The organism is Bradyrhizobium tropiciagri (assembly GCF_018130505.1).
GTDB classification, from domain to species: Bacteria; Pseudomonadota; Alphaproteobacteria; order Rhizobiales; family Xanthobacteraceae; genus Bradyrhizobium; species Bradyrhizobium tropiciagri_B.
Genome location: NZ_JAFCKH010000002.1, coordinates 293,666 through 318,532 on the forward strand (window position 1 = coordinate 293,666; position 24,867 = coordinate 318,532).

The 24,867-nt window shown below is 66.6% G+C and carries 23 protein-coding genes; 10 read left to right on the forward strand and 13 right to left on the reverse strand.

The window, feature by feature from the left end; translation table 11 throughout:
• Positions 1 to 113: 113 nt before the first annotated feature.
• The 4 genes from JQ633_RS05660 to JQ633_RS05675 all read left to right on the forward strand — a co-directional run bounded on the left by JQ633_RS05660 (position 114) and on the right by JQ633_RS05675 (position 3,852).
• Complete coding sequence (locus JQ633_RS05660) at positions 114 to 371, forward strand: hypothetical protein (protein ID WP_211983293.1); 258 nt, start codon at positions 114 to 116, stop codon at positions 369 to 371.
• A gap of 195 nt (positions 372 to 566) precedes the next feature.
• A complete protein-coding gene (locus tag JQ633_RS05665) occupies positions 567 to 1,706 on the forward strand; it encodes a helix-turn-helix transcriptional regulator (RefSeq protein ID WP_211983295.1) in 1,140 nt (379 codons plus the stop codon).
• 412 nt (positions 1,707 to 2,118) lie between these two features.
• Entirely contained in the window at positions 2,119 to 3,219 is a 1,101-nt protein-coding gene (locus tag JQ633_RS05670) for an LLM class flavin-dependent oxidoreductase (RefSeq protein WP_211983297.1), read from the forward strand.
• Between the two features lie 78 nt (positions 3,220 to 3,297).
• A complete protein-coding gene (locus JQ633_RS05675) occupies positions 3,298 to 3,852 on the forward strand; it encodes a flavin reductase family protein (RefSeq protein WP_211983299.1) in 555 nt (184 codons plus the stop codon).
• 7 nt (positions 3,853 to 3,859) lie between these two features.
• Here JQ633_RS05675 and JQ633_RS05680 read toward each other — a convergent pair whose 3' ends face one another.
• Together JQ633_RS05680 and JQ633_RS05685 are read right to left on the reverse strand one after the other, a co-directional pair.
• Positions 3,860 to 4,261: a hypothetical protein gene (locus tag JQ633_RS05680; protein ID WP_211983301.1), complete on the reverse strand. Its 402-nt coding sequence runs from the start codon at positions 4,259 to 4,261 to the stop codon at positions 3,860 to 3,862.
• Positions 4,261 to 5,694, reverse strand: coding sequence for a hypothetical protein (locus JQ633_RS05685; protein WP_249158860.1), 1,434 nt, complete (start codon positions 5,692 to 5,694; stop codon positions 4,261 to 4,263). Before JQ633_RS05685 ends, JQ633_RS05680 begins: the two co-directional genes overlap by 1 nt.
• Before the next feature lie 48 nt (positions 5,695 to 5,742).
• Between JQ633_RS05685 and JQ633_RS05690 the strand changes: the two genes are divergently transcribed.
• The 3 genes from JQ633_RS05690 to JQ633_RS05700 all read left to right on the forward strand — a co-directional run bounded on the left by JQ633_RS05690 (position 5,743) and on the right by JQ633_RS05700 (position 8,977).
• Positions 5,743 to 6,039, forward strand: a complete 297-nt coding sequence (locus JQ633_RS05690; RefSeq protein WP_211984205.1) for a hypothetical protein — start codon at positions 5,743 to 5,745, stop codon at positions 6,037 to 6,039.
• Positions 6,040 to 6,076: 37 nt separating this feature from the next.
• Positions 6,077 to 6,832 carry an SDR family oxidoreductase gene (locus JQ633_RS05695; protein WP_211983303.1) on the forward strand — a complete coding sequence of 252 codons (756 nt, stop codon included), beginning with the start codon at positions 6,077 to 6,079 and terminating at the stop codon, positions 6,830 to 6,832.
• Positions 6,833 to 7,021: 189 nt separating this feature from the next.
• Positions 7,022 to 8,977, forward strand: coding sequence for a DEAD/DEAH box helicase (locus tag JQ633_RS05700; protein ID WP_211983305.1), 1,956 nt, complete (start codon positions 7,022 to 7,024; stop codon positions 8,975 to 8,977).
• Positions 8,978 to 9,290: 313 nt separating this feature from the next.
• On the opposite strand, the gene JQ633_RS05705 is transcribed toward JQ633_RS05700, so the two are convergent.
• Positions 9,291 to 11,159, reverse strand: a complete 1,869-nt coding sequence (locus JQ633_RS05705) for a sigma-54-dependent Fis family transcriptional regulator (RefSeq protein ID WP_211983307.1) — start codon at positions 11,157 to 11,159, stop codon at positions 9,291 to 9,293.
• A gap of 102 nt (positions 11,160 to 11,261) precedes the next feature.
• Positions 11,262 to 12,266, reverse strand: a complete 1,005-nt coding sequence (locus JQ633_RS05710) for a DUF1254 domain-containing protein (protein WP_249158861.1) — start codon at positions 12,264 to 12,266, stop codon at positions 11,262 to 11,264.
• A gap of 132 nt (positions 12,267 to 12,398) precedes the next feature.
• Between JQ633_RS05710 and JQ633_RS05715 the strand changes: the two genes are divergently transcribed.
• Positions 12,399 to 13,334 (forward strand): LysR family transcriptional regulator, encoded by a 936-nt coding sequence (locus tag JQ633_RS05715; RefSeq protein ID WP_211983311.1) that lies wholly within the window; start codon positions 12,399 to 12,401, stop codon positions 13,332 to 13,334.
• Between the two features lie 273 nt (positions 13,335 to 13,607).
• Here the strand turns inward: JQ633_RS05715 and radC are convergent, their stop codons facing one another.
• Positions 13,608 to 14,321: a RadC family protein gene (gene radC / locus JQ633_RS05720; RefSeq protein ID WP_211983313.1), complete on the reverse strand. Its 714-nt coding sequence runs from the start codon at positions 14,319 to 14,321 to the stop codon at positions 13,608 to 13,610.
• A gap of 108 nt (positions 14,322 to 14,429) precedes the next feature.
• Here radC and JQ633_RS05725 point away from each other — a divergent pair, with 108 nt between their 5' ends.
• Positions 14,430 to 15,149, forward strand: coding sequence for a DNA-3-methyladenine glycosylase I (locus JQ633_RS05725; protein ID WP_211983315.1), 720 nt, complete (start codon positions 14,430 to 14,432; stop codon positions 15,147 to 15,149).
• Between the two features lie 6 nt (positions 15,150 to 15,155).
• Here JQ633_RS05725 and map read toward each other — a convergent pair whose 3' ends face one another.
• Together map and JQ633_RS05735 are read right to left on the reverse strand one after the other, a co-directional pair.
• The gene (gene map / locus JQ633_RS05730) at positions 15,156 to 15,980 is read right to left on the reverse strand and encodes a type I methionyl aminopeptidase (RefSeq protein ID WP_211983323.1); all 825 of its coding nucleotides are present in this window, start codon (positions 15,978 to 15,980) and stop codon (positions 15,156 to 15,158) included.
• A gap of 111 nt (positions 15,981 to 16,091) precedes the next feature.
• On the reverse strand, positions 16,092 to 17,408 hold the full coding sequence (locus JQ633_RS05735; protein WP_211983325.1) for a mechanosensitive ion channel family protein: 1,317 nt from the start codon (positions 17,406 to 17,408) through the stop codon (positions 16,092 to 16,094).
• A gap of 276 nt (positions 17,409 to 17,684) precedes the next feature.
• On the opposite strand from JQ633_RS05735, the gene JQ633_RS05740 reads away from it, so the two are divergent.
• Positions 17,685 to 19,478, forward strand: a complete 1,794-nt coding sequence (locus JQ633_RS05740; RefSeq protein WP_211983327.1) for a potassium/proton antiporter — start codon at positions 17,685 to 17,687, stop codon at positions 19,476 to 19,478.
• A gap of 6 nt (positions 19,479 to 19,484) precedes the next feature.
• Here the strand turns inward: JQ633_RS05740 and JQ633_RS05745 are convergent, their stop codons facing one another.
• From JQ633_RS05745 to mepA, 6 genes are all read right to left on the reverse strand, one after another.
• Positions 19,485 to 20,684, reverse strand: a complete 1,200-nt coding sequence (locus JQ633_RS05745; protein WP_211983329.1) for a hypothetical protein — start codon at positions 20,682 to 20,684, stop codon at positions 19,485 to 19,487.
• 95 nt (positions 20,685 to 20,779) lie between these two features.
• Positions 20,780 to 21,451 (reverse strand): molybdenum ABC transporter ATP-binding protein, encoded by a 672-nt coding sequence (gene modC / locus JQ633_RS05750; RefSeq protein WP_211983331.1) that lies wholly within the window; start codon positions 21,449 to 21,451, stop codon positions 20,780 to 20,782.
• A gap of 2 nt (positions 21,452 to 21,453) precedes the next feature.
• Positions 21,454 to 22,149 carry a molybdate ABC transporter permease subunit gene (gene modB / locus JQ633_RS05755; protein WP_211983333.1) on the reverse strand — a complete coding sequence of 232 codons (696 nt, stop codon included), beginning with the start codon at positions 22,147 to 22,149 and terminating at the stop codon, positions 21,454 to 21,456.
• A gap of 3 nt (positions 22,150 to 22,152) precedes the next feature.
• Complete coding sequence (gene modA, locus JQ633_RS05760) at positions 22,153 to 22,938, reverse strand: molybdate ABC transporter substrate-binding protein (protein ID WP_211983335.1); 786 nt, start codon at positions 22,936 to 22,938, stop codon at positions 22,153 to 22,155.
• Between the two features lie 206 nt (positions 22,939 to 23,144).
• Positions 23,145 to 23,654: a hypothetical protein gene (locus tag JQ633_RS05765; protein ID WP_211983337.1), complete on the reverse strand. Its 510-nt coding sequence runs from the start codon at positions 23,652 to 23,654 to the stop codon at positions 23,145 to 23,147.
• A 194-nt stretch (positions 23,655 to 23,848) separates the two neighbouring features.
• A complete protein-coding gene (gene mepA / locus JQ633_RS05770) occupies positions 23,849 to 24,796 on the reverse strand; it encodes a penicillin-insensitive murein endopeptidase (RefSeq protein WP_211983339.1) in 948 nt (315 codons plus the stop codon).
• Positions 24,797 to 24,867: the final 71 nt, after the last annotated feature.

Below are 24,867 nucleotides of genomic sequence, written 5' to 3' on the forward strand. Positions count from 1 at the left end.
CCGCGCGCATCACCCGGACGGATGATGACGCATGGTAGCGGCTTGCCGTATTGCCGAACCGTCATCTCCGCCCGGCCGTCGCCGGTGATCTCGATCACGCGGGAGGTTTTGCGATGACCAGGCTGTCGGCTGTCGGAGCGCGTTCCCCGGTGCGTGCGCATCATCTGCCTGCGGAAGACCGTTTGACCTACCGGCGATGGGCGCGCCGCGCGGCCATTGCCTATTGTATCATCATCGCCGTGCTGGCGATCGGCCTGTCCCTGCACGACCGGGGCGATGCGCAACTCGCAAGTCGCGATCAAACCACCGGAACCGGAACTGCGATGAAGGCAGCGCCGCGAGTGACCGGAACCATCATCACGCACCAATAGCCGGATCGTTTTCGGCCGCGAATGTGAAGCAGTTCATGGCGCAGGCAGCGCAGTCCGCGTAACATAGGGAGATTGCAAACAGGCGAATTTTGACCGAGCGCTGCCGTCACCCGAACGGGTGATATGCCGAGGGGCAAAGTCCTTTGTCGAAAGCGTACCCCTCAGGCGGAGCGGCGGCCTCGGAAGGGGGCGCAGGTGAATTTCTCCGGCGAGAAGATCGATCGGGTCCTCGACCTGATCTACGACGCGGCGGCCGAGAATGAATTGTGGGCCGATGCGCTCACCGCGGTCGCCGACCTGACGCACAGCGAAGGCGGCATCCTGTTCGGCCAGTCGTTCACCGCACAGAAGATCTATTTCGACTTCAACGGCAGGCTCGATGAAACCTGCAACCGCGCCTACCAGGAGCGGCACATGCGCAATCCGTGGTCCGCCTACATGGAGCGCCAGCCGGTGGGACGGCTGGTGTCGTCGGACCAGGCGATCGAGGTCGCGGAGCTGCGCAAGTCGGCGTTCTACGACGAAGTGCTGCGGCCGCAGGGCATCGCGCATAACGGAATGATGGCGCTCGCCGCCAAGGAGGATTTTCGTGCCGCCTTCAACATGTGCCGGAGCGAGCGGGACGGCCCGCATGACGACGAGGAGCAGCGGCTGCTGGAATGGCTGTCGCCGCATCTCTGCCGTTCGGTGACACTGGGATTTCGGATCGACGGCTACCTCGCCATGCAGCACGCGGCATTCGACGTCCTGGAGCGGCTGTCCGACGGCGTCATCGTGCTCGACCGCCGGTTGCGGGTGTCGTTCGCCAATGCCGCCGCGCGCCGCTTCGCCGCCGAGGGCCTGTTGCGGCTGCAGCAGGCGGTCGCGACCTATTCGATCTCGCATTCGCAGCGGCTCGCCGAACTGATGCGCTCGGCGCAGCAGGGATCGGCCGGCGGCACCATGAGCCTGCCGCACAATGCCGACGGGCGGCTGCTCACCATCCTCGCCACCTCGGTCCGCAGCAAGGATCTCGGCCGGCTCTCGGATGCCGGCGTGAAGGATGCGGCGGTGCTGCTGTTCGTGATCGATCCGGCGGCCCGGCGCGCGATCCCGCTGGCGCAGCTGATGGATGCCTACGGGCTGACCCAAGCCGAAGCGCGGGTGGCACTCGCGGCGTCGTCCGGCAACACCATCGTCGAGACCGCGCAGCTGCTGAAGCTGTCGCCCAACACCATCAAGACGCATCTGCGGCGCGTGTTCGCCAAGACCGCGACCGCACGCCAGGCCGAACTCGCCGGCCTGATCGCCGCGGTCGGCAGCGTGCGCATCGGCGAGACCGACACCGGATCGTGAGATAGCAGGTGGGCGGGGCTCCGATCACCTCGCCCCGCGTGCGGGGAGAGGTCGGAACGCATCGATAGATGCGTTCCGGGTGAGGGGGAGTCTCCGCGAATCCAGCTATCACCGTATTTGCGGAGGCAGCCCCTCACCCCAACCCTCTCCCCGTAAGAACGGGGCGAGGGAGCGCGCTGCCGTCGCGTCGTAGTTCAAGGCGCTCTCTCGTCTCACCGTTGCGACAGCGTCTTGCGACCGTGAGACGGCGGAGCGCGTGCGCGCCGACGCAGCGGCCGTAGGCGGCCGAAAAGCGCGCGTTTCTCCGGCGTCTCCGTGATTTCCTCGCTGGCACAGCGCTTGCTCAACGCATCGGTGAATGCGCGGCAAGACGCATTGCACGACTGTGTCTTAACACCAGAAGGAAACACACATGGAGCTTGGATATTTCACCATGCCCTCACACCCGCCGGAGTGCGGATTGAAGGAGGGCCACGACTGGGATCTGCAGACCCTGCGCTGGCTCGATGAGCTCGGCTACCAGGAGGCCTGGATCGGCGAGCATCACACCGCGCCGTGGGAGCCGCATCCGTCGCCCGATCTGTTGATCGCGCAGGCGCTGTTGCAGACCAAGAATTTGCGCATCGGGCCCGGCGGTTTCCTGCTGCCCTATCATCACCCCGCTGAACTCGCGAACCGCGTCGCGATGCTCGATCACCTCTCGAACGGCCGCCTGAACTTCGGCGTCGCCGCGTCGGGCCTGCCGAGCGACTGGGCGATGTTCAACGTCGACGGCATGTCTGGCCAGAACCGCGACATGACGCGCGAGGCGCTCGAGATCATCTTGAAACTCTGGACCGAGCCGGCGCCGTTCACCCACAAGGGCAAGTACTGGACGGTGAGCAAGCCGGACACGATGTTCGACTTCCTCAAGCCGCACATCAAGCCGCAGCAGGCGCCGCATCCGCCGATCGGCGTCGCCGGGCTGTCGAAGAATTCGGATACGCTGAAACTCGCCGGCGAGCGTGGTTTCATCCCGATGAGCCTCAACCTCAACCCGGCCTATGTCGGCAGCCACTGGGACTCGGTCGAGGCCGGCGCGGCCAAGACCGGCCGCAAGCCGAGCCGCAAGGACTGGCGGCTGGTGCGCGAGGTGTTCGTCGCCGACACCGACGAGGAGGCCTGGAAGCTCTCGACCGGCGACATGATGGGCCGGATGATGGGCGAATACTTCCTGCCGCTGCTCGGCCATTTCGGCTTCAAGGACTATCTGAAGCACGCGCCCGACGTGCCGGACAGCGACGTCACCGTCGAATATTGCGCGCGCCGGAATTGGATCGTCGGCTCGCCCAAGACGGTCACCGAAAAGATCGAGAAGATCTATCAGGAGGTCGGCGGCTTCGGCGTGCTCTTGGTGTTCGGCTTCGACTACAAGCACAAGCCGGAGGCCTGGCGGCACTCGCTGGACCTGCTCAAGAACGAGGTGATGCCGAAGCTCAAGCACCTCGGCGCCGAGTTTGAGAAGGCTGCATGACAGCCAAGCGGGGTGCGGGCTTGCCTCGCACCCCGTGTTCCATATGTTACGGAAAGTCTTTGTTTTCCGAGGTCAGGCATGTCGGTCGACGCACAGGGTTTCAAGCAGGCCATGCGGCATTGCGCCGGCGCGGTTGCGCTGGTGACGGTGGGCAGGGAGCCCGGAAAGCGTACCGGGCTGACTGTGACCTCGGCCTGCTCGCTGTCCGACAACCCGCCCTCGGTGCTGGTCTGCGTTAACCGTAACGCCAGCGCCCATGAGCGCATCCGCGAGGAGCGCCATTTCGTCATCAACTTCCTGAACGAGGAGCACGCGCTGCTGGCGCTGACCTTCTCCGGCCAGAAGGGCGTCAACGGCGACGACCGCTTTGCATTCGGCCGCTGGACCACCGGCGCCACCGGCGCGCCGGTGCTGGAAGACGCGGTCGCCGCGTTCGATTGTGTGCTGAGCCAGGAGCTGGAGACCAAAACCCATTCGGTCTTCATCGGCGAGGTCAAGCATGTCCGCGCGGTGACGACGGTCGATCCCCTGATCTACCTGCGCAGCGGCTTTCAGAGCGTGCGGAACATCCACGATCCGGTCGTGCTCGGCGACCTCGACGCGCGCCGCGTCAGCTGGAACGAGTTTTCCTGACGTTTTCCTATTTCAGCCACACCAGCATCGGCACCGGCGCACGCCCCTCACACGACAGCGTCCCCTCATAGGCGTGCGTCTTGCGCGCGCTGTACTTGCAGGGGGCATCGTCCAGCACCAGCTCCGCCGTCACCTGCGCGCTGGAGCCCGCGACTTGCAGCCGGATCTCGCCGGCCCGTTCATCCGGTCCGTCCTGGGTGCAGATCCCGACATGCTTCATCTTCAGCGGACCGGCGAATTGCTTCGCCGGCCCCTCGCTTTCGGTGAGATTGCCGGTCAACTCCCATTCACCGAGAACGCCTGCCTGCGCCAGGAACTCCATCGCGCGGAGATCCGGCGCGTGGCAAAGCCAGAGCGCGGCGGCGCCTGATAGCGCCGCCCAAACGTCGCGCCGGATCATCCGCGGCATCACAGCTTGCTTCCCGTCGTCTGACGGATCTCGATCAGCTCCGGTCGCGAGACGTTGGCATCCGCCGTGAGCCGGGCGATCTGCGCCGCGCATTCGCTGGTCTTGGCCTGGTCGCCGGCCGCCTTGGCGCTCTTGCTCATGCCGATGTAAGCGGCCAGCCGGTTCGGCTCCTTCTTGAGCACGGCCTCATAGGCGGCAAGCGCCTCCTTGGCCTTGCCGTGGTCGAGCAGCATCGCCCCGTAAAGCTCGCGCGCCGGCGCCAGCGGACCCGGCGTCACCGGATGCTTGTCGGTCTTGTCTTCGGCGTCCGCCGCGGCGCTCATCGCTTCCAGCGCCGCGTCCTGCTTGCCTTCGGCATAGAGGATCCAGGCGGCCGCAACCTGCCGCTGGATGTCGACGATGTTCGACCAGTAGGCATCCTTTGCGTCCTTCAACTTGTCGCGCAGCTCGGCGAGCTTGGCGACATCGCCCTGCGCGGCCGCCGGATCACCGGAGCGCGCGGCGCCGACCGCCCGCGCGAAATAGGTGATCGCATCCGCATAGGCGTATTTGGTCTGCTTCGGCTGCAGCGCGGCGGCCGCCTTCCAGTCGCCGCGTTCGAACACATAGCGCGCCTGGCTGGCCGCGACCGCGTAGGGGCCGGCGAACCGTTCGAGCTTGAACTGCATCTGGCCGAGTTCGTCGACCACCGCGCGTGCCTCGTCGTCCCGGCCGAGCTGGAGGTAGGCATAGACGAGGTAGTCCATCGCGTGCGCCTGGTCCTGCTGCTCGCCGTCCTCCTTGGCGATCCGCGCCGATTCCGCGTTCGAGGCGATCGACTCCTTCCAGTAGCCGACGCGAGTGAAGATGTGCGATGGCATGTGCTGGGCATGCGGCGCGTGCGCGGCGATCTTCGCATAACGCGTCGCGGCGTCGAGGCCCTTCGCCGCCAGCGCCGGATAGTCGTAGAGATGGATCAGATAGTGGGCGACGCCGGGGTGATCGGGCTGGCGTTTGAAGATCGGCTCCAGCAGCGCGGCGCCTTTCAGCTGGTTGGCGTACGTCTTGTCGGTCGGCAGAGCCGCGACATTGAGCGTGATCGCGTAGGCGATCTGCGCCTCGTCATCGTCGGCATAGCGGGTCGCGACCTGTTCCTCGGCGGCGAGGAATTTCTGCACCCGCGTGCGATGGTCGAGCTTGTCGTAATCGACATACATCGCGGCGATCGCATCGATGTAATCCCGCTCGCGTTGCGTCTTGGCACTCAGCGCCTGGCCCTTCTTCACCGCCTCGAGCCCGAGCGGCAGGTTCTCCGGCGGCGGCGGCGCGTGCGGATTATAGAGATAGCTGAGCGCGATCCCCCAATAGGCGATGCCGCATTGCGGGTCTTCCTTGAGAACCTCCTCGAAGGTGCGTCGCGATGCGCTGTACCAGAACGAGTGCTGATACCGCATCGCATAATCGAAAAGCTCCTGCGCGGGCGGCGTGCAGGACGTTGCGAAATGAACGGTGCCGAGCTGTTGTTCGGGCGAATGCGAAAAAGCAGGTTGCGAAATGGTCGCGGCAATGAGGCCAACGACCACAGAGAGAGGAAGCCGCGTCATGGGACCCACTCCGTGCCGTCGATGAAAGTGGCGACGATATCACCATTCGCGCATGACGGGAAATATGACGGTCCAATCGCAGTCCGTACTGGATTTGTGACGTTTGATGTCGTCCATAAACGATCAGCAATGCTGACCGGTCGAAAATCCGGGCATCATGATATGGTGCGGTTGCGCGTGGCGCAGGCGATTTGAGGCCCAAGCGCGTCTCATGACTGAAGGAGTGCCAACCATGAAGATCGTCGTGATCGGCGGTACCGGCCTGATCGGCTCGAAGACCGTTGCCATCCTGCGCGAGCGCGGCCACGAGGTCGTCGCCGCATCCCCGAGGAATGGCATCAACACCATCACCGGCGAAGGCCTGAAGGAGGCCATGGCCAATACCGGGCTTGTGATCGACCTCGCCAACTCGCCCTCGTTCGAGAACAAGGCGGTGCTTGAATTCTTCGAGACGTCCGGTCGCAATCTGCTCGCGGCTGAATCCGCCGCCGGTGTCGGCCACCATGTCGCGCTCTCGATCGTCAACACCGACCGCACGCCCGAGAACGGCTACTTCCGTGCCAAGGTGGCCCAGGAGAAGTTGATCGAGGCTTCCTCCATTCCCTACACCATCATCCGCGCCACCCAGTTCATGGAGTTCATCGGCGCCATCGCCGATGCCGGCGCGGACGGCAACACGGTCCGCCTCTCGCCCGGCCTGTTCCAGCCGATCGCGGCGGAAGACGTCTCCGCCCTGGTTGCGGAGATCGCGCTCGAGCCGCCGCGCAATGGCATCGTCGATATCGCCGGCCCCGATCGCGCGCCGCTCGACGAGATTGTCGTCCGCTACCTGAAGGCAAAAGGCGACCCGCGCCAGGTCGTGCGGGACCCCGATGCGCTCTACTGGGGCGGCCGGGTCGAGCAGCACTCGCTGGTGCCGCTAGGCGAAGCCCGCCTCGGCCGCATCGATCTGAGCGAATGGCTCCGCCGCCCGGGCAAGAGCAGCTGAATTCGGCTGGACGACCGATCAAATCTGCCTCTGGCGTGGGCTTTTTCGGCCCGCGGGGCATGGTGATTTGGCCGCATTTGGCGTAAAGCAGCCGAAATCACAAATCGCTACGCGCGCGGCCGTGCCATTGCCGGACTTGCCGCTTCATGCCACGCGGCGCCTTGCGCCGTGCCAACCAAGGTTTTTCCCGTGTCATTTTCGACCACTAGCCCGCCGCTTGCCCGGGCGCTTGCCGAGCGCAGCTACGACAAGCCGACCCCGGTTCAGGCCGCCGTGCTCGACGACGAGGCCGCCGGCCGTGACCTCTTGGTGTCGGCCCAGACTGGCTCCGGCAAGACCGTCGCCTATGGCCTGGCGATGGCCAGCGATCTCCTCGGCGAGGCCGAGCGGTTCGAGCGGGCGGCCGCGCCGCTGGCCTTGATCGTCGCGCCGACGCGCGAACTCGCGCTGCAGGTCCACCGTGAACTGGCGTGGCTTTATCAGCATGCCGATGGGCGCGTCGTCGCCTGTGTCGGCGGCATGGATCCGCGCCGCGAGCAGCGCGAGCTGGCTGCCGGCGCGCATATCGTGGTCGGTACGCCGGGCCGGCTGTGCGATCATCTGCGCCGCGGCCATCTCGACACCTCGGAATTGAAGGTCGTCGTGCTCGATGAGGCCGACGAAATGCTCAATATGGGCTTTCGCGAGGACATGGAATTCATCCTCGAATCGACGCCGGAGACGCGCCGCTCCCTGCTGTTTTCGGCGACGTTTCCGCGCGGCATCATCGCGCTGGCAAAACAGTATCAGCAAGACGCGTTCCGGATCGAGGTCGCAGGCGACGAGGGCGGTCACGCCGATATCGACTACCGCGCCATCCGGGTCGCACCCGGCGATGTCGAACACGCCGTCGTCAACGTGCTGCGCTTCTTCGAGGCGCCGAGCGCGCTGGTGTTCTGCAACACGCGCGAGGCGGTCCGGCATCTGCAGGCGGCACTCTTGGAGCGCGGCTTTGCCGTCGTCGCGCTGTCGGGCGAACTGACGCAGAACGAGCGCACCCAGGCGCTGCAGTCGTTGCGCGACGGACGGTCGCGGGTCTGTGTCGCGACCGACGTCGCGGCGCGCGGCATCGATCTGCCGAGCCTCGATCTCGTCATCCATGCCGATCTGCCGAATGATCCGGAGGTGATGCAGCATCGCTCGGGCCGTACCGGCCGAGCCGGCCGCAAGGGCGTCAGCGTCCTGCTGGTGCCGCCGGCACGGCGCAAGCGAGCGGATATGCTGCTGCATCTGTCGGGCATCGATGCGCTCTGGGGCACGGCGCCGCAGGCGGATGAAATCCGCAAGCTCGATCACGAGCGCATGCTGAAGGATGCGGTCTTCGAAGAAGAAGAGACGCCGGACGATCTGGCGCTGGCGCAGGCCTTGCTCGCCGAGCGGACGCCCGAGCAGATCGCCGCTGCGCTGGCGCGGCTCTATCGCGCGCGGCTGCCGTCGCCCGAGGACATCATCGATCCCGGCGAGGTCCGCAGCCGGACGCGTGACGATCGCGGCCGGGACCATGCACGAGATGCGCGCGGCGATGACCGGTCGGAGCGGCTGCGATCGAAGCCGGGAAAGTCGTCGGCGCGCCACGGCATGGCCGAGCCCAGCGTCTGGTTCCGCGCGGCGATCGGGCGGCGCAAGAATGCCGAAGCGCGCTGGCTGCTGCCGATGATCTGCCGCCGCGGCGGCATCGACAAGCGCGACATCGGCGCCATCAGGATCTCGGATACCACCACGGAGTTCGAGATTTCCGCGCGGGTCGCCGACTCGTTTGCCGCGAAGATCCAGCGCCCCGACAAGGAGGACAGCATCCGCATCGAGCCGCTGCCGCACGCGCCGCAAGCCGAGGCGCCGCCGGAGAAGCGCGCACACGCGCCGCGGCGCGAGGCCGGCGATGTGGATCGCGCCACCCGTCGCGACGACCGGCCGCGCGAAACAGCAAGGCCGAAGCACCGCGGCAAGCCTGATCGCGATGGCGGCACGAAATCTACCGACGATTGGGCTCCCCGGAAGAAGGACAAGCACCGTAGCAAGCCGGGTCACACGGGACCCGCGGTCGGCGTCACGGCGTGGTCGACAAAAGCTGCACCCGGAAAGAAGAAGAAAAAGCGCCGCGGCTGAGCGAGTGTGAACGTTTGGCTGCGCGAACGGCATTGAACATTCAGTGTCGTCCCTGCGAAGGCCGGGACGACGGCCGGTGTGTTGCACCGCTGTTCAACCCGTCATCCTGAGGAGCGCGTAGCGCGTCTCGAAGGATGCACGGCCCAGCTGCTGGCCATTTCGGAATATTGGAAGAATACCCCTGAGTTGCCCGACGTGTCAAGCTGCATGGTCGGAGGCCGGCCGCGCGCCGGCTACTTTGCATGGGGTTGTTCTTCAGTATTTTGGCAACAGCGCCTCCGCCGCCGCCAATTCAGCCTGACTTCATCACGCGCTAGCCATCCAGCCCGATCCTCAGCGCCTTGATCTTCCGGTACAGCGTCGCGCGGCTGAGCCCGAGCGCCTTTGCTGCTTCCGTCACCCGCCCGCCGCTCGCACGCAGCGCTGCGACGATCGTCGCGCGCTCGCTCGCGTCCTGATCCGCCGCAGCGGATCGCGTGCCAAGCGGCGGCAGGTCGAGATCGGCCTCGGTGATGACGCCGCCCTCGGCGGTAGCGCCGGCGAGCCGCAGCACGTGGCGGAGCTGGCGCATGTTGCCGGGGAAGGGATAGGCGACGAGCTGCGCCCAGGCCGCGGGCGCGATCCGGCAGTGCGGCGCTTCCTCGTCGGCGATCTGCGCGATCACCTCTTGCTTGTCGGCGCGCTCGCGCAGCGGCGGCAGCCGCACCTCCATGCCGCGCAGCCGGTAGTAGAGGTCGGAGCGGAAGCCGCCGTCCTCGGCCATCTGCGCCAGATCGCGGTGCGTGGCACTGATCAGGCGGATGTCGACCGCAACAGGCTTCAGCGCGCCGAGCGGCCACACCTCGCGGTTCTCCAGCACGCGCAGCAGCCGCGTCTGCAGCGCCAGCGGCATATCGCCGATCTCGTCGAGGAACAGCGTGCCGCCGCTCGCCTGCACGATCAGCCCCTTCGATCCTTCGCGCCGCGCGCCGGTGAAGGCGCCGGCCTCGTAGCCGAACAGCTCGGCGTCGATCAGGCTCTCCGGCATCGCCGCGCAGTTCAGCGCGACGTAATTGTTGTGCGCGCGGCTGCTCGCGGCGTGGATGGCGCGCGCGAACACGTCCTTGCCGGCGCCGGTCTCGCCGTGCAGCAGGATCGGCAGATCGAGATGGCCGACCGTCATCAGCCGCTTCACGCCCTTGATCAGCACGGGATCGCGGCCGGCGAGGCGGTGCAGGCCGTCGAATTGTGTGGCCGGCTTGCTCCGCGGCGTCGCGGGTATCGGACGTGGGGATCGTGCGCGCAGCGGCGGCGCGATGCGGCCGCGTCCCCACGGCGTGCCGTCGGCGCGGCGCAGCGCGATGCCGTCCTCCGCGCCGCGCGCCGCGCTATCCTCGAAGCGGATCAGATGCGACAGGTCGATGCCGTCAGACAGCATCGCGTCGGTCAGGCCGAATGCGGCACGCGCAGTGCGGCAGGCGCCGACGACACGGCGGTCGTCGTCGTAGGCGAGCATGCCGTGGCCGTCACTGCCGGGCAGCGTCGCGATCCACGAGGAGCGATAACGGCGGCGGAAGAAGGCGCGTTCGATCCGCCGCGTCGCATCCGTGGTCACCGCGAGCGCCAGCTCATGCGCGCCACGACCGAGATCGCCGCGGCACGACGAGATGTTGACCGCGCCGGCGAGCCGGCCGGCATGGTCGAACAGCGGCGACACCGCGCAGGTGAACATGTGCCACTGCTCGCGAAAATGCTCGTCGCCATGCACGATGATCGGCCGCTGCTCGGCGAGCGCGGTGCCGAGCCCATTGGTGCCCTCGAACGTCTCGGCGAAGTTCGAGCCGGTGTAGATCTTCCACTCGAGGAACATCCGCGCGTAATCGCCTTCGGGCAGGCGGCTCACCAGCATGGTGGCGTTGGGGTCGGCGAGATTGACGCAGTAGCCGGACTCGCGAAGCAGGCGCGCAAGATCCTCCAGTTCCGGCAGCGCGACCTGGATCAGTTCCTCCATCGGCTCGGCGACGTGCCGGACCTCGGCCTCGGTCAGCGTCTGCGGCGGCCCACGCCGCGCCGGATCGAGCTTGTGGCTGACCACGCAGCGCCGCCACGAGGCGGCAATCCGCGATTCAGTGTCGACGCCGGCCACCTGGTTGGCCGTCGACAAAACACGGGCGACATGATTCGAGGCCGATAGATTGGCCATCCAGACGTCTCCACCCCTGTATTTTCGCCGAAGTCTGGCAGCCGGCCGGCGAATGTCAATTGGCCGGCAGGGTCGCGGGGGAGGGGACGTTCGGTCGCGAGCTCAATCGGCCGGCTGTGCCTCGGGAAATGTCCAGCTGCCGTCCAGCACAGCCGGGCGCGGCCGAAACAGGCGGGCCGTGTAGTTCCACCCCGCCGTGATCGGCAGGCAGTTGGCGACCTTGCCGTCGCAGCCGCCGAACTGCATGGTCACCGACCCGTCCGCGGCCTTCGCGGCGGTGAGGCTGTTGATGGCATAGGCGCCCGCCGGGTTCGGCTGCAGATATCCCTCGGCATTGTAGACGGTGAGCGACCAGAAGCCGTCGACGGGAATGTCGCGGACCGTCAGCCGGTAGATCGTGCTGCCGTCGTTGCGCGCGGGCGTGATCGGAAGATACAGCGCGTCCGGCTCCGGATTGCCGCCCCAGAGCATCGCGGTGCCGATGAGGTGCTTCACCGGATCGACGTGATCGCGGTCGACGCCGAACATGTGCCGCGTATCCGAGACCGTGGTTCCGAGTTGCAGCAGCGCCGCCTTCACCTTGCCGAGGCTCGCCTCGTCCCAGTTCGGGATCTCGAACGTGCCGGTGCGCGGCTGGCTCGACGTGACCTTGTCCTGCAACGCGTGGACCCGCCTGATTTCATCCTGGTTCGCGAAGTCGACCAGGAAGCGGACCACCGCGATGGCGTAGCGCGTGCCGACCTTCTCCCGCGTCAGGCTGGAGCTGCCTGCGCCGTAATGGACGTCCGTCGTGTACTGATCCTCGTTCACGACCTGCATCGCCATGAAGCGCTTGGCGCCATCGGGCAGCGTGACCGTCACCGGCCCGGCATCGAGATCGAAGATCGCAAACGAGTACAGCGTATCGCGGTTGGGACGGACGATGCCGCTCTGGACCACCTGCGCAAGCTCGCGGCCGTGGCGGAATTTGCCGAAGCCGCCGCCCTTGACCACGCCGGCGAAATAAACGTCGGTCTGCGCGCGATTGTAGTTCGCGACGGTGACGCGCTCGGTGGGTGACGTCGGCGTCTGTGCCGACGCGCTCGAACTCGCCAATGCGATTGCCATGGCTGCCAGGATCCTCGGTGTCATCGGTGCTCCAGGTCGAAATTGCTTTCGACCGGCTAGCTAAGGCAGCCAAATATGAAAAGGAATAGCCGAGATTGGCAATCAACCTACCAGACATGGTAGGCTGGTCGGATGGATCTCAACGCCGTCAGAATGCTCGTCGCCGTCGTTCAGGCCGGCAGCCTCTCGGCGGCGGCAACCCGCCTCAGGATGCCGCTTCCCACCTTGAGCCGCCGTATCCGGGACCTCGAACGGCAGCTCAAGGTTCAGCTGCTCGAGCGTTCGGCGCGCGGCGCCAAACTCACCGACGCCGGGGCGCGGCTATACGAGCACGCCGGCCGCGGCATCGAAACGCTGCTGGACGCCGAGCAGGCGGTGGTGAGCGATCAAGCCCGCCTGAAGGGGCGTTTGCGCCTGTCGCTGCCGCAGACGTTCGAGCCGTGGTGGGATCTCTTGGCCGCCTTCCAGCGCCGCTATCCTGATATCGAGGTCTATCTCTACTCGACCGAACGCCGCGTCGACCTCGTCGAGGACGGCATCGATGTCGCGCTGCGCGTCGGTGCGATCGTGCACGAAGCCATGATCGCGCGGCATGTCCTGTCGTTTCGGAACGTGCTGGTAGCCGCTCCGCAGCTGGTGAAGCGCCACGGCGTGCCGAACCGTCCCGACGCGCTGCAACGCCTGCCATGCGCGGTATGGGCGACGCGCGTCGACGCGCCGGTGCGATGGGAATTGGGCGAGCATGTCGTCGAACCCAGGACGGTGCTGTCCACCAACGACTATCATCATTTGTGTACTCGCGCGCTCGGCGGCGACGTGGTCACGGAGCTGCCGCCCTTCCTCGCGGCCGGACCGATCCGCGACAAGCGCCTGCTACAGTTGCTGCCGCAGTACCCTTTGCCCGAGTGGTCGCTCAATCTGCTCTATCCGCCGCATCGTCACCAATCGACCATCGTCAGGGCCTATCTGGACTTCTGCCAGGGCTATCTTCCGAACATCGTCCAGGCCTGCACGATCGCCGCACCGGCCGCCGCGGATCGGCGGACCAGGCGAAGGCCGGGACGATAGCGGACGGGCGCGACGCCCGGGCGGAGCGCTGAGCAACGAGACAACACGACGGACGACTCGGCTCGCGAGAATGCGAGATCGCGCCCCACCCACACTGTCATCGCCCGGCTTGACCGGGCGATCCAGTATTCCAGAGACGGTGGTTATCGAGCCGAGAGGCCGCGGCGTACTGGATCGCCCGGTCAAGCCGGGCGATGACACCGCGTTGTTGGGAGGCGATGCAAGACCAAACTCTCAGTGTCGTCCCTGCGAAAGCAGGGACGACGGTACGCGCTACATCAACCGCATCCCCTTCAGGCTCGCGTGCCCGTTCTTGCCAACGATAATGTGGTCATGCACCGCAATCCCGAGCGGCTTTGCGATTTCGACGATTGCTTTCGTCATCTGGATGTCGGCCTGCGACGGGGTCGGGTCGCCGCTCGGATGGTTGTGTACCAGGATCAGCGCGGTGGCGGATAATTCCAGCGCGCGCTTGATCACCTCGCGCGGGTAGACCGGGGTGTGGTCGACGGTGCCGGTCTGCTGCACCTCGTCGGCGATCAACTGGTTGCGCTTGTCGAGAAACAAGAGGCGAAACTGCTCCTTGTCGGCGAACGCCATGCCGGAGCGGCAATAGTCGATCACCTCGTTCCACGACGACAGCGCGACGCTGCGCTTGATCTCGCCCTTGGCGATCCGGCCGGCGGCTGCCGCGAGCAGCTTGAGCTGGTTGATCGAGGCATCCTTGACGCCGTCGACCTCGCGCAGCCGCGCCACCGGCGCATGCACCACTTCGGCGAACGAGCCGAACTTCTTCAAGAGCGCCTTCGCCAGCGGCTTGGTGTCGCGGCGCGGGATCGCGGCGAACAGCGCCATCTCCAGCAGCTCGTAGTCGCTCAGCGCCTCGGGGCCGGCCGCATAGAACCGCTCGCGCAGCCGCTCGCGATGGCCGTGATAATGCGGCGTCTCGTCGGAAGTGTCGTTGAGGTCATCGGGCTTGGCGGGCATCGGCCACAACCATGCCGTGCCGGCCGCGATTTGCAAGCGCCGGTTTGCGTTGGCCGGAGCGCTGAATTACCGTTCGGCCCTCGCCGGGAAATCCAACAAGGTGTCCGCATGACGTCGTTCAAGGTGATCCGCGCCCGCGCCGAGAAGCGCAAGGGCGGGCCGAAGGCGCTGGAGAAGCTGCTGCATCCGCCGGCGGGTGCGAAGGCGCTGGCGAAACTCGGCGACGACCGCGTGCTGGCCGAGATGACGCGGCGCGTGTTCTGCGCCGGCTTTGCCTGGAGCGTGATCGACGCGAAATGGGAAGGTTTCGAGACGGCTTTCCTCGGCTTCGCCCCGGCCAAGCTCGCGTTCAAGCCCGACGAATTCTGGGAGAAGCTGACCGGCGATACAAGGATCGTGCGCAACGGCGCCAAGATCATGTCGGTGCGCGACAATGGCCGCTTCGTGCAGGAGATCGCGCAAGAGCACGGCAGCTTCGGCAAATTCCTCGCCGCCTGGCCGTCGTCGGACGAGATCGGACTCTTGGATCTGCTCGCCAAGCGCGGCAGCCGGCTCGGCGGCAACACCGGGCAGATGCTGCTGCGCTTCCTCGGTTGGGACGGTTTTGTCACCTCGCGCGACGTCACAGCCTGCCTGCGCGATGCGGGCCTCGATATCGCCGAGGAGGTCAAATCGAAGCGCGATCTCGCCAAGGTGCAGGCGCAGTTCAACACCTGGGCGGAGGAGACCGGTCTGCCCTATCTGCATCTGTCGCGAATCTGCGCGATGTCGGTCGGAGAAAACTACACGCCGCAGCAGATCGAGGACCGCACCCGCAGCGATTACTGATCGCGCTTACACTTGCACCCACGGCTTCTCGCCGTGGCGCTCGGACAGCGTGAAGATCTCGACGCCGTCGGTGGTGACGCCGACCGAGTGCTCGAACTGCGCCGAAAGCGAGCGGTCGCGTGTGACAGCGGTCCAGCCGTCGGACAGGATCTTCACATGCGGCTTGCCGAGATTGATCATCGGCTCGATGGTGAAGAACATGCCGGGCCGCAGCGGCACGCCCTCGCCGGGGCGGCCGATATGGATGATGTTCGGTTCGTCGTGGAACAGGCGGCCGAGGCCGTGGCCGCAGAAGTCGCGCACGACGCTCATGCCCTGCGGCTCGACGAAGCTCTGGATCGCGTGGCCGATGTCGCCGGTGGTGGCGCCGGGCTTCACCGCCGCGATGCCGCGCATCATCGCCTCATAGGTGACTTCGATCAGCCGCTCGGCCTTCCGCGCGATCGGGCCGATCGCGTACATGCGGCTGGAATCGCCGTACCAGCCGTCGACGATGAAGGTGACGTCGATATTGACGATGTCGCCGTCCTTCAGCGGGCGGTCGCCCGGCATGCCGTGGCAGACCACGTGATTGATCGAGGTGCAGGTCGAGTAGCGATAGCCGCGATACATCAGCGTCGCCGGATAGGCGCCGTGGTCGAATGCGAAGGCGCGGACGAACTCGTCGATCACGGAGGTCGGGATGCCCGGCTTGACGATGTCGGTGAGCGCATCGAGACACTTCGACACCAGCGCGCCCGCCTTGCGCATGCCGGCAAATCCGCTCTGGCCGTGCAGCTTGATTTGGCCGGTCTTGCGGAGCGAGGTGTCGGTGGCGTCGATATAGCTCATGGGCGAGAGGTTTTCCGGGGCAAAGGGCTGGATTTGGGCCCTAATTTAATGATCGGCGCGCCCGGCGCAAGCCAAGCTTGGGCATGGGGACGATGTTCAAACCGGTCAATTTTAGCTCGAAACCTCCACGACGCTCTCGACCGGCAGCGCGCCGCCGCGGACACGGAGTTCCCGGACCGGGTAGGGGACACGGATGCCGTTGGCCTTGAAGGCGTCCCACAGCGACAGCATCACGTCGCTCTTCACCGTGTCCATGCCGTCGGGGTCGGCGATCCAGAAGGTCAGCGAGAACTTCATCCCGGCCTCGGCGAACTCGTTCAGGATGCAGTTCGGCGTCTTGCCCTTGGTGGCGCGCGGATGCGCCGATGCGGTCTCGACCGCGAGCTTGCAGACCTGCCGCGGATTTGCGTCGTAATTGGTCGAGAAGGCGATCTTCACCAGCGTGTTCTTGTCGGTATAGGTCCAGTTGGTGACCTTCTGCGTCACCAGATCCTCGTTCGGGATCAGGAACTCGCGGCCGTCGCCGGCGGCGACCGAGATGTAGCGGGTCTTCATCGCGCTGATCTTGCCGGAGTTCTCGCCGATCGTGACGAGGTCGCCGGGCTTCACCGATTTGTCGACCAGCAGGATCAGCCCGCTGATGAAATTGGCGACGATCTTCTGCAGGCCGAGACCGATGCCGACGCCGGCCGCGCCGGTGAACACCGCGAGCGCCGCAAGGTTGATGCCGACGGCGCCGAGCGCGATCACGATCGCCGTCACCATCAGCCCGATGCGGATGATCTTGACCAGCAGCACCTGGATCGACGGCGTCAAATCGGTGGCGCGGTTGATCTGGCTCTCGGCGAAATTGCTCGCCATGTTGGTCGCCCAGAGCGTCACGATCAGCAGCGCTGCGGCCTTGATCAGCAGCAGCGGCGTCAGGCGCAGCCCGCCGACCACGATCGCGAAGGAGTCCAGCGTGTCGGCGGCCCAGTCGAGCTGGTCGATGATGCTGAGCGCCGCGACCAGCCAGGCCGCGATCGACACCAGCTTGACGATGAAGGCGTTGTCGATCACCGAGGTGACGAGGCGGATCACCAGCCAGGCCAGCGCCAGCTTGGCGGAGACCGCGATCAGATAGCTGCGGCTCGGCCAGGTCGCGTGGTACATCACGACGCGCGAGATGATCATCAACAGCGCGAACACCGCGGTGGAGGCGCTCGCCACCATGACGCGGGCGAAGTGCCGGAGCGGCAGCGGCCAGCGCGTCGCCAGCGCCGCCATGTTGACCCGCGCATGGATCGTAGTATCGGCCGCATAGGCGATGCCGGCGGCCGCGAGGATGATGCCGAACTGCAGGTAGAACCAGGGCGAGGCGATCTCGGCGCCGACCGAGCGCAATGCCATCTGGATCGATTCCAGGACGTCCTTCAGGCTCATGTCCATCGGCAAAGTCTCGATTTCAGGCGCGGGTCAGCCAAATGTGATTCGAAGCCGCGTCGAGAATCCCACAAACGCGCGCATGCGGCCATCGATACAACACCGCATCGTGGCGACCTAGAGCATGATCCGGAAGAGCGTGAGGCGGGTTTCCGGGTGGATCATGCTCAGACACGCGCCTTCGAAACCGGGCACATTGCCGCTCATCCCAGAAATCGTTTGGCGATCAAGTGTGACGACGATAAGGATGCAATTGCAAGTACTTGATGGCTACGAAGGCGCATGGCTTCCCTCGACTCGGTCAGTATAGCGATCCTGCTCGGCGCGGTTCTGGTGATGGCCGGAATCCTGTCGAGCCTGCTCGCATTGCGGTTCGGCGCCCCCCTGCTGCTGGTGTTCTTGCTGGTCGGCATGCTGGCGGGCGATTCCGGGCCCGGCCGGCTGCAGTTCGACGACGTCCGCACCACCTATCTGGTCGGCTCGGTGGCGCTGGCGCTGATCCTGTTCGACGGCGGGCTGAAGACGCGGTTCGCCAGTATCCGCACCGTGCTGGCGCCTTCGATGGTGCTGGCGACCGCGGGCGTGCTGCTGACCGCGCTGATCACGGCGCCGGTCGCAAAATATGTGCTCGATCTCAACTGGGCCGAGTCGCTGCTGGTCGGCGCCGTGGTCGCCTCGACCGACGCCGCGGCGGTGTTCCTTCTGGTGCACACCCAGGGCCTGCGGCTGCGCCCCCGCGTCGGCGCGACGCTGGAAGCGGAATCCGGCACCAACGATCCGTTCGCGATCTTCCTCACCTTAATGCTGGTCGAGTTCATCTCGATCGGGCAAAGCTCGGCCTCCCACATCGCGATGGAGTTCATCCAGGAAGCGGTGCTTGGGGCCATCATCGGGGTGATCGGCGGCCGGCTGGTGGTGCTGGCGCTGAACTATGTGGCGCTGCCGCAGGGCCTGCACGCGCCGTTCGTCACCACGGCGGCGCTGGTGATCTTCGGCGGCTCGCAGATCGTCCACGCCTCGGGATTCCTCGCGGTCTATCTCGCCGGTATCATCATCGGCAACCGGCCGACCCGTGCGCATAATTCGGTGGTGACGTTCCTCGACGCCGCGACCTGGCTGGCGCAGATCGTGATGTTCGTCCTGCTCGGCCTCCTGGTGTCGCCGCACCGGCTGGTGTCCAGCGCCGGCGGCGCGGTGCTGGTCGCCTTCGCGCTGATGCTGGTGGCGCGGCCGCTGGCGGTGATGATCTGCCTCGCGCCGTTCAAGTTCAATTGGCGGGAGAAGATCTTCATCGCCTGGACCGGGCTGCGCGGCGCGGTTGCGATCTTCCTCGCCTCGATCCCGATGCTGGTCGGCCTGTCGAAGGCCTATCTGTATTTCGACGTCGCCTTCGTCGTCGTCATCATCTCGCTGCTGCTGCAGGGCTGGACGCTGGCGCCGGCGGCGCGGCGGCTGCATGTCGCGCTGCCGCGCGCCGAGCGCGGGCCGCGGCGCGTCGAGCTGGATCTGCCCGGCCAGCTCGAGCAGCAGCTGGTCGGCTATCCGGTGCGGTCGAAGAGCCTGTATTTCCGCCGCGGCCTGATCCCGTCCTGGTCGAAGCCGACGCTGGTGATCCGCGACGAGCGCATACTGACGCCGACCGAGGCCGATCCGGTCGCACCGGGCGACTACATCTATCTGCTGGCGCCGCCCGAGCGCGCCGAGGCGCTCGACCGCTTCTTCGTCGACATGCCGCCCTCGGCCGAGCCCGACCCGCATCTGCTCGGCGACTTCATGGTCTCGGGCGAGCATACGCTCGGCGAGCTCGCCGAGATCTACGGCGTCAAGGTCGACGTGCACGAAGCCAAGCTGACGCTGTCGGACTATTTCGACATCTATCTCGACCGCGCGCCGAAGCAGGGCGCCGAACTCGGGCTCGACACCATCGTGCTGGTGGCGCGCAACATCAGCGGCGGCCGCGTCAATGTCGTGGGCCTGCGGCTGCCGGAGGAAGACGAGGAGGTCGTGCCGCAGACCCGCATGCAGGTGGTGAGGCGCAAGCTCGCCGACATCTGGGCGTCGGTCGCGGGAGTCTGAGCGCGCTCACTGCTTGCGCAGGAAGCTGGAATCCGGCGCGAACTTCTTGATCATCGCGCTCAACTCGTCGTCGGCCGGCGGGTCCTTGGATGTGGCCTCCGGCTTGGTGGGGTCCAAGGGCTTTTGGCCGGATATCTCGGCGAGCGCCGCGAGCAGCGATTCGTCGAGATCGTCAGCCGCCGCCTTGCCTGGCGGCCTGGTGAGCGGCTTGGCCGGTGGGGCAGGCGGCGGGACAGGTGGTGCCGCCGGCTTCAGTGCCCCCGGCGTACGGCGAATCTCGGGCTCCGGCTTCGCCGCAGCCGGCGGAGGTTCTGGCGGTGCGGCAGGCTTCAGCGGCTCGGCCCGCTTGGCGGCGGTGACGGCGGCGATCAGCGAGGCCTCGATATCGGCGGGTGGCGATGTTTGCACGGGCGGCGGAGGCCGGTCAGGCCTCTGCTCCCGCGCTGCGCGCCCGAAGGCGCCGCGCGGGGACGTAGACGCGCCGCCCGGCTCGCTACGTTCGGCCGCGGCCTTGGCGGCGGTGGAGGCCTCGACAGCGGCGATCAGTGAGGCTTCGAGCGCGTCGGCCGGATTGGCCGGCAGAGGCGGCGGCGCGGCCGGCTTGACCGCGTCTGGCTTGGGCGTGTCCGGCTTGGGCATGGCAGGCTTGGGCGCCGCGCCCTCGGGCGCGACGACCGGCCGGGACGACGGCGGCGGCCGTGATGCCTCGATCGGCTTAGGCGGCGGGGCCGGCTGGGTATCGCGTGCCCGTGCGACGATGCCGTCGACGATCGCGGCGAGCCGGCTCTTGTCGGGCATGGCAAGGTAGCTGGCCGCCAGCTCGTCGACATATTGCGGGCCGTAATCGGCAAGGACATTGGCGATCTGCGCAATGTCGCTGTCGCTCTCGACCAGCCGGCGCCAGGCCTCGCGGTCATAGGGCGCGTCATTGCTGGGGGCCGGCCACGCCATCCGGCGGGGCAAACGCTGTGGCGCACCGTCATGCGGGACAGGTTCGAAGACCGGCGGCTGCAGCCCGGCGCCGACCGACGGTGGTGTCAAGCCGGTGGGAGCGGCCGGCGCGACCTCGGCCCGGCGCTTGCGCCGCTCGGCGACTTGCAGCGCGATCAGGCCGACGCCCATCAGCAGGAAGCCGACCGCCGCCCACGCGATCGTCGCGCATGCGAGGGCGCCTATCAGCAGCAATATCCAGCCGGTCAGCCGCACAATTTGCCTTTCCCCTTCGCCCCGATCCTACGCTCGGACAGGTGCCTAACGGACAAGCTGGGCTATCTTATGCTGCTTTCATGCAAAACGGCCAGCTACGCGCCGCTTGTCAACACCTTGACACCGCCGAAGGCGGTCACCCGGCCGTGGCGCAGCATCACGATCTGGGTCGCGAGCTGGCGCAGCTCGGCGGCGTCGTGGCTGACATAGACCATGGGCACGCCGGCCTCGTCCCGCAGCCGCACGAGGTAGGGCAGGATCTCGAGCTTGCGGCCTTCGTCGAGCGCGCCCAGCGGCTCGTCGAGCAGCAGCAGGCGGGGCTTCGACAACAACGCCCGGCCCAGCGCAACGCGCTGGCGTTCGCCGCCTGACAGCTTGCCGGGGCGGCGGTCGAGCAGGCTGCCGATGTCGAGCAGGTCGACGACGCGCTTGCGCTGCGCGGGGTCCTCGGTGAGGCCGTTCATGCGCCGGCCATAGTCGAGATTGCGCCCGACATCGAGATGCGGAAACAGCCGCGCGTCCTGGAAGACGTAGCCGATGCGTCGCCGATAGGCGGGGATGTGGATACCGGCCGCGCTGTCGTCGACGGTTTCGCCGTCGATCACGATGGTGCCGCGGTCGGGCCGCAGCAGCCCGGCGATGATGTTGATCAGCGAGGTCTTGCCGGAGCCGGAGGCGCCGAACAGCCCGGTGACGCGGCCTTCGCTCTCGAACGAGGCCGCCAGCGTGAACTCGCCGAGCTGCTTGCTGATGTCGACGCGCAGCATCGCTACTGCCCATGCAGCCGCGCGGTGGCGCGGCGGGCGAACACCTCCGCTGCGACCAGCGCGCCGACCGCGAGCACCACTGAGATGATCACCAGCCGCGCAGCGGCGGTGTCGCCATCCGGCGTCTGGATCAGCGAATAGATCGCCGACGAGATGGTCTGGGTCTCGCCGGGGATGTTGGAGACGAAGGTGATGGTCGCGCCGAACTCACCGATCGCCTTGGCAAAGCCGAGCACCATGCCGGCGAGGATGCCGGGCAATGCGAGCGGCAGCGTCACGGTCGCGAACACCCGCCAGGGTGCTGCGCCGAGCGTCTCGGCGGCCTGCTCGAGCCGCCGGTCGATCGCCTCGATCGAGAGCCGGATCGGCCGCACCAGAAGCGGAAACGACATCACGCCGCAGGCGAGCGCAGCACCGGTCCAGCGGAACGCGAACACGATGCCGAGATGCTCGGCCAGCCAGCCGCCGACCAGGCCGCGCTTGCCGAAGGTCAGCAGCAGCAGATAGCCGGTGACGACCGGCGGCAGCACCAGCGGCAGATGCACGAAGGCATCGAGCAGCGACTTGCCCCAGAAATCGCGCCGCGCCAGCAGCCAGGCGAGCGCTATGCCGAACGGGGTCGCCACCAGCGTTGCGATGATAGCGACCCGCAGCGACAGCAGGATCGCCGTCCATTCGGTCGGCGAGATCTCGAACACGCGTCAGGTCGTCGGGCTGATCAGGAACTTGAAGCCATACTTTTCGAGGATCGTCTTCGCCGCGGACGAGCGCAGGAAGGCGAGATAATCGTTCGTCTCCGGCTTCGCGGTCGTGGTCGCCGCGACCGGGTAGATGATCGCGGGATGGCTGTCGGCCGGGAAGGTGCCGACGATCTTGACGCCGGGCTCGACCTTGGCGTCGGTCGAATAGACGATGCCGAGCACGGCCTCGCCGCGGGCCACCAGCGTCAGCGCGGCGCGCACGCTTTCAGCCATCGCGAATTTCGGCTCCGCCGCCTGCCAGGCGCCGAGCTTCTCCAGCGCCGCCTTGGCGTATTTGCCGACCGGCACCGCCTTGACGTCGCCGGTCGCGATCTTGCCATCGCCGGCGAGCTTGGCGAGATCGAAGCCGTTCGCGATGGTGACGTTGTCGATCTTGGAATCCTTCGGCGCGATCAGCACGATCGAGTTGCCGAGCAGGTTCACGCGGGTCGCTTCATTGATGTTCTTCTGCTTGATCGCATAGTCCATCCAGTCGGTGTCGGCGGAGACGAAGACGTCGGCCGGCGCCCCCTGCTCGATCTGCTTGGCCAGCGCCGAGCTCGCGGCGTAGCTGGCGCTGACCTTGACGCCGGTCTTGGCGGTATAGGCGGCGTCGATGTCGTCGAGTGCGTTCTTCATCGAGGCGGCGGCGAAGACGGTGATCGTCTTGTCCTGCGCTTTCGCAGGCGAATGCACTGCGCCAAGCAGGATGACGAAGGCGGTGAAAAGTCCGGCAAGTCGTGACATGGAGCGCTCCGTGCAAGCTTGCGCGCGAAAATGCACGCGCAAATCAGGCGTTGGTGGGGTCTTGCTTGCGACGGACGGAAGCGCTGTTCCGCTGGTCCCCGAAGGACTTACGGTCCTGGGGGATATCGCAGTGCAAACATAACAGGCTGAGGCTTACGGTAAAGGCGACCGTTTGTCTAACGGGTCCGGCGGTCTGACAGCTCTGCCTATTCGGCCGTGGGCTGAATCGCGATCGACAGCGAATTGTCCTTGGCGCCGCTGACCTGCACGACGAAGGGGCTGGCGGCGAGTTCGAACTTCACGGTCTTGCGGATACCGTCGCAGTCGGTGGCGCCGGAAAACGCCTTCGGCTTGAGGAAATGCCCGTCCTGCACCACGTCGAGCCAGGCACCGGCCGAGAGGCTGATGGTGTAGAGCCCGGCCTTCGGCGCGGCCTTGAAGCTGGTGAAGCCGGCGAAGGTGCCGTCCTTCGGCGCGCGCTCCGGCGGCGTCGGCAATTTGGCATCGGCAGGGGTCACCAGCGCCAGCGTGATGGCGGTGGCCGGCAGCGCCGTCTGCTCGCTGCCCGATGCGAGCTTGGTGCGATCGGGCGCGGTCAGCGCAGCGCGTGCGCTGTCGATCGACCATTTGAACTTGTCACAGCCGCTCGGCTCCTCGGCCGCGAAAGCGGGAACAGATACGAGCAGCAGCGTAGCGGCGAGGAGCGATTTGCGCATGTCTGGTCCACTGCAATCATGACGCCGGAGGGCTCGACCACGCGATGGCGGCCCCGCATCGACAAATGGGGATGATCGAAGACCAGGTATCCTGATCGGCGGCTCGAACGCGCTTACGGCGCGACGACGGGCGATCATAGCGCAGTTCGCGCCAACAGGCATAGCCGCCTGACGAAGATGTTATTGCCGGGCTCTTATTGCTTGGCGTCCGCCGCGTTCAGCACGGTCTTGCAGGCTGTCGGCAGCTGCGCCAGCGTCATCGGCGGCCGCGGTTTCGGCGGCTTGGACGGCGGCTTCGGATGCAGCACCGAGTCCTTGAACCAGAAGGCGAGGTCGGAGGGCTTGCAGCCTTCGCCCTCGGATTGCTGCTTCTGTCCCTCGCATTGCGGGCTGCCGGGCGGGCAGCGCATGCGGATGTGGAAGTGATAGTCGTGGCCCCACCACGGCCTGATCTTCGACAGCCAGCTGCGATCGCCCTTGGCCTCGCGGCACAGTGCCTTCTTGATCGCGGCGTTGACGAAGATGCGCTGCACCGCCGGCTCCTGCGCGGCGTCGCGGATGACAAGCACATGACCCGGCGTGAACACGCGCGGATCGATGTCGAGCCGGTCGTCGCGCACCATCATCACCGCCGACATGTCCTCGCGGTCCTCGCGGGATAATTTGCGATCCGGCATCGGCGTCAGCCAGATGTCGGCGTCGAGCCCGATCTGGTGGCTGGCATGGCCGGACAGCGCGGGACCGCCGCGTGGCTGGCCGATGTCGCCGACCAGGATACCCGGCCAGCCGGCGTCCTTGTGCGCCTTGGCGGCAAGCCGCTTCAAGAGCGCGATCATGCCGGGGTGACCCCAGTAGCGGTTGCGCGACAGCCGCATCACCTGCCAGGTGTCGCCGTTGAGCGGCATCTGCGCGGCGCCGGCGAGACAGCCCTTGGCATAGCCGCCGATCGACTGCGTCGGCAGCGCGGCCGGCAGCACCTTGCGCGCGAACAATTCCTTCGCGCCGAGCTTCGGGTCGTTAGGGTTAGCGAGCGGCGGCAGCGGCTTCGGATTGACCGAGCCCTTGTCCTGCGCCTGCGCGGATACGCTGCAGGCGAGGAAGGCGCAGAGCATGAGCGGGATCAGACGCAGGCGGGGTGTCATTTCGGAGCACTCTGTCTGCGCAAGGCTAGCATGGATTTGCCGCGCGCGAACCGCGCACGCATCGCAATTGC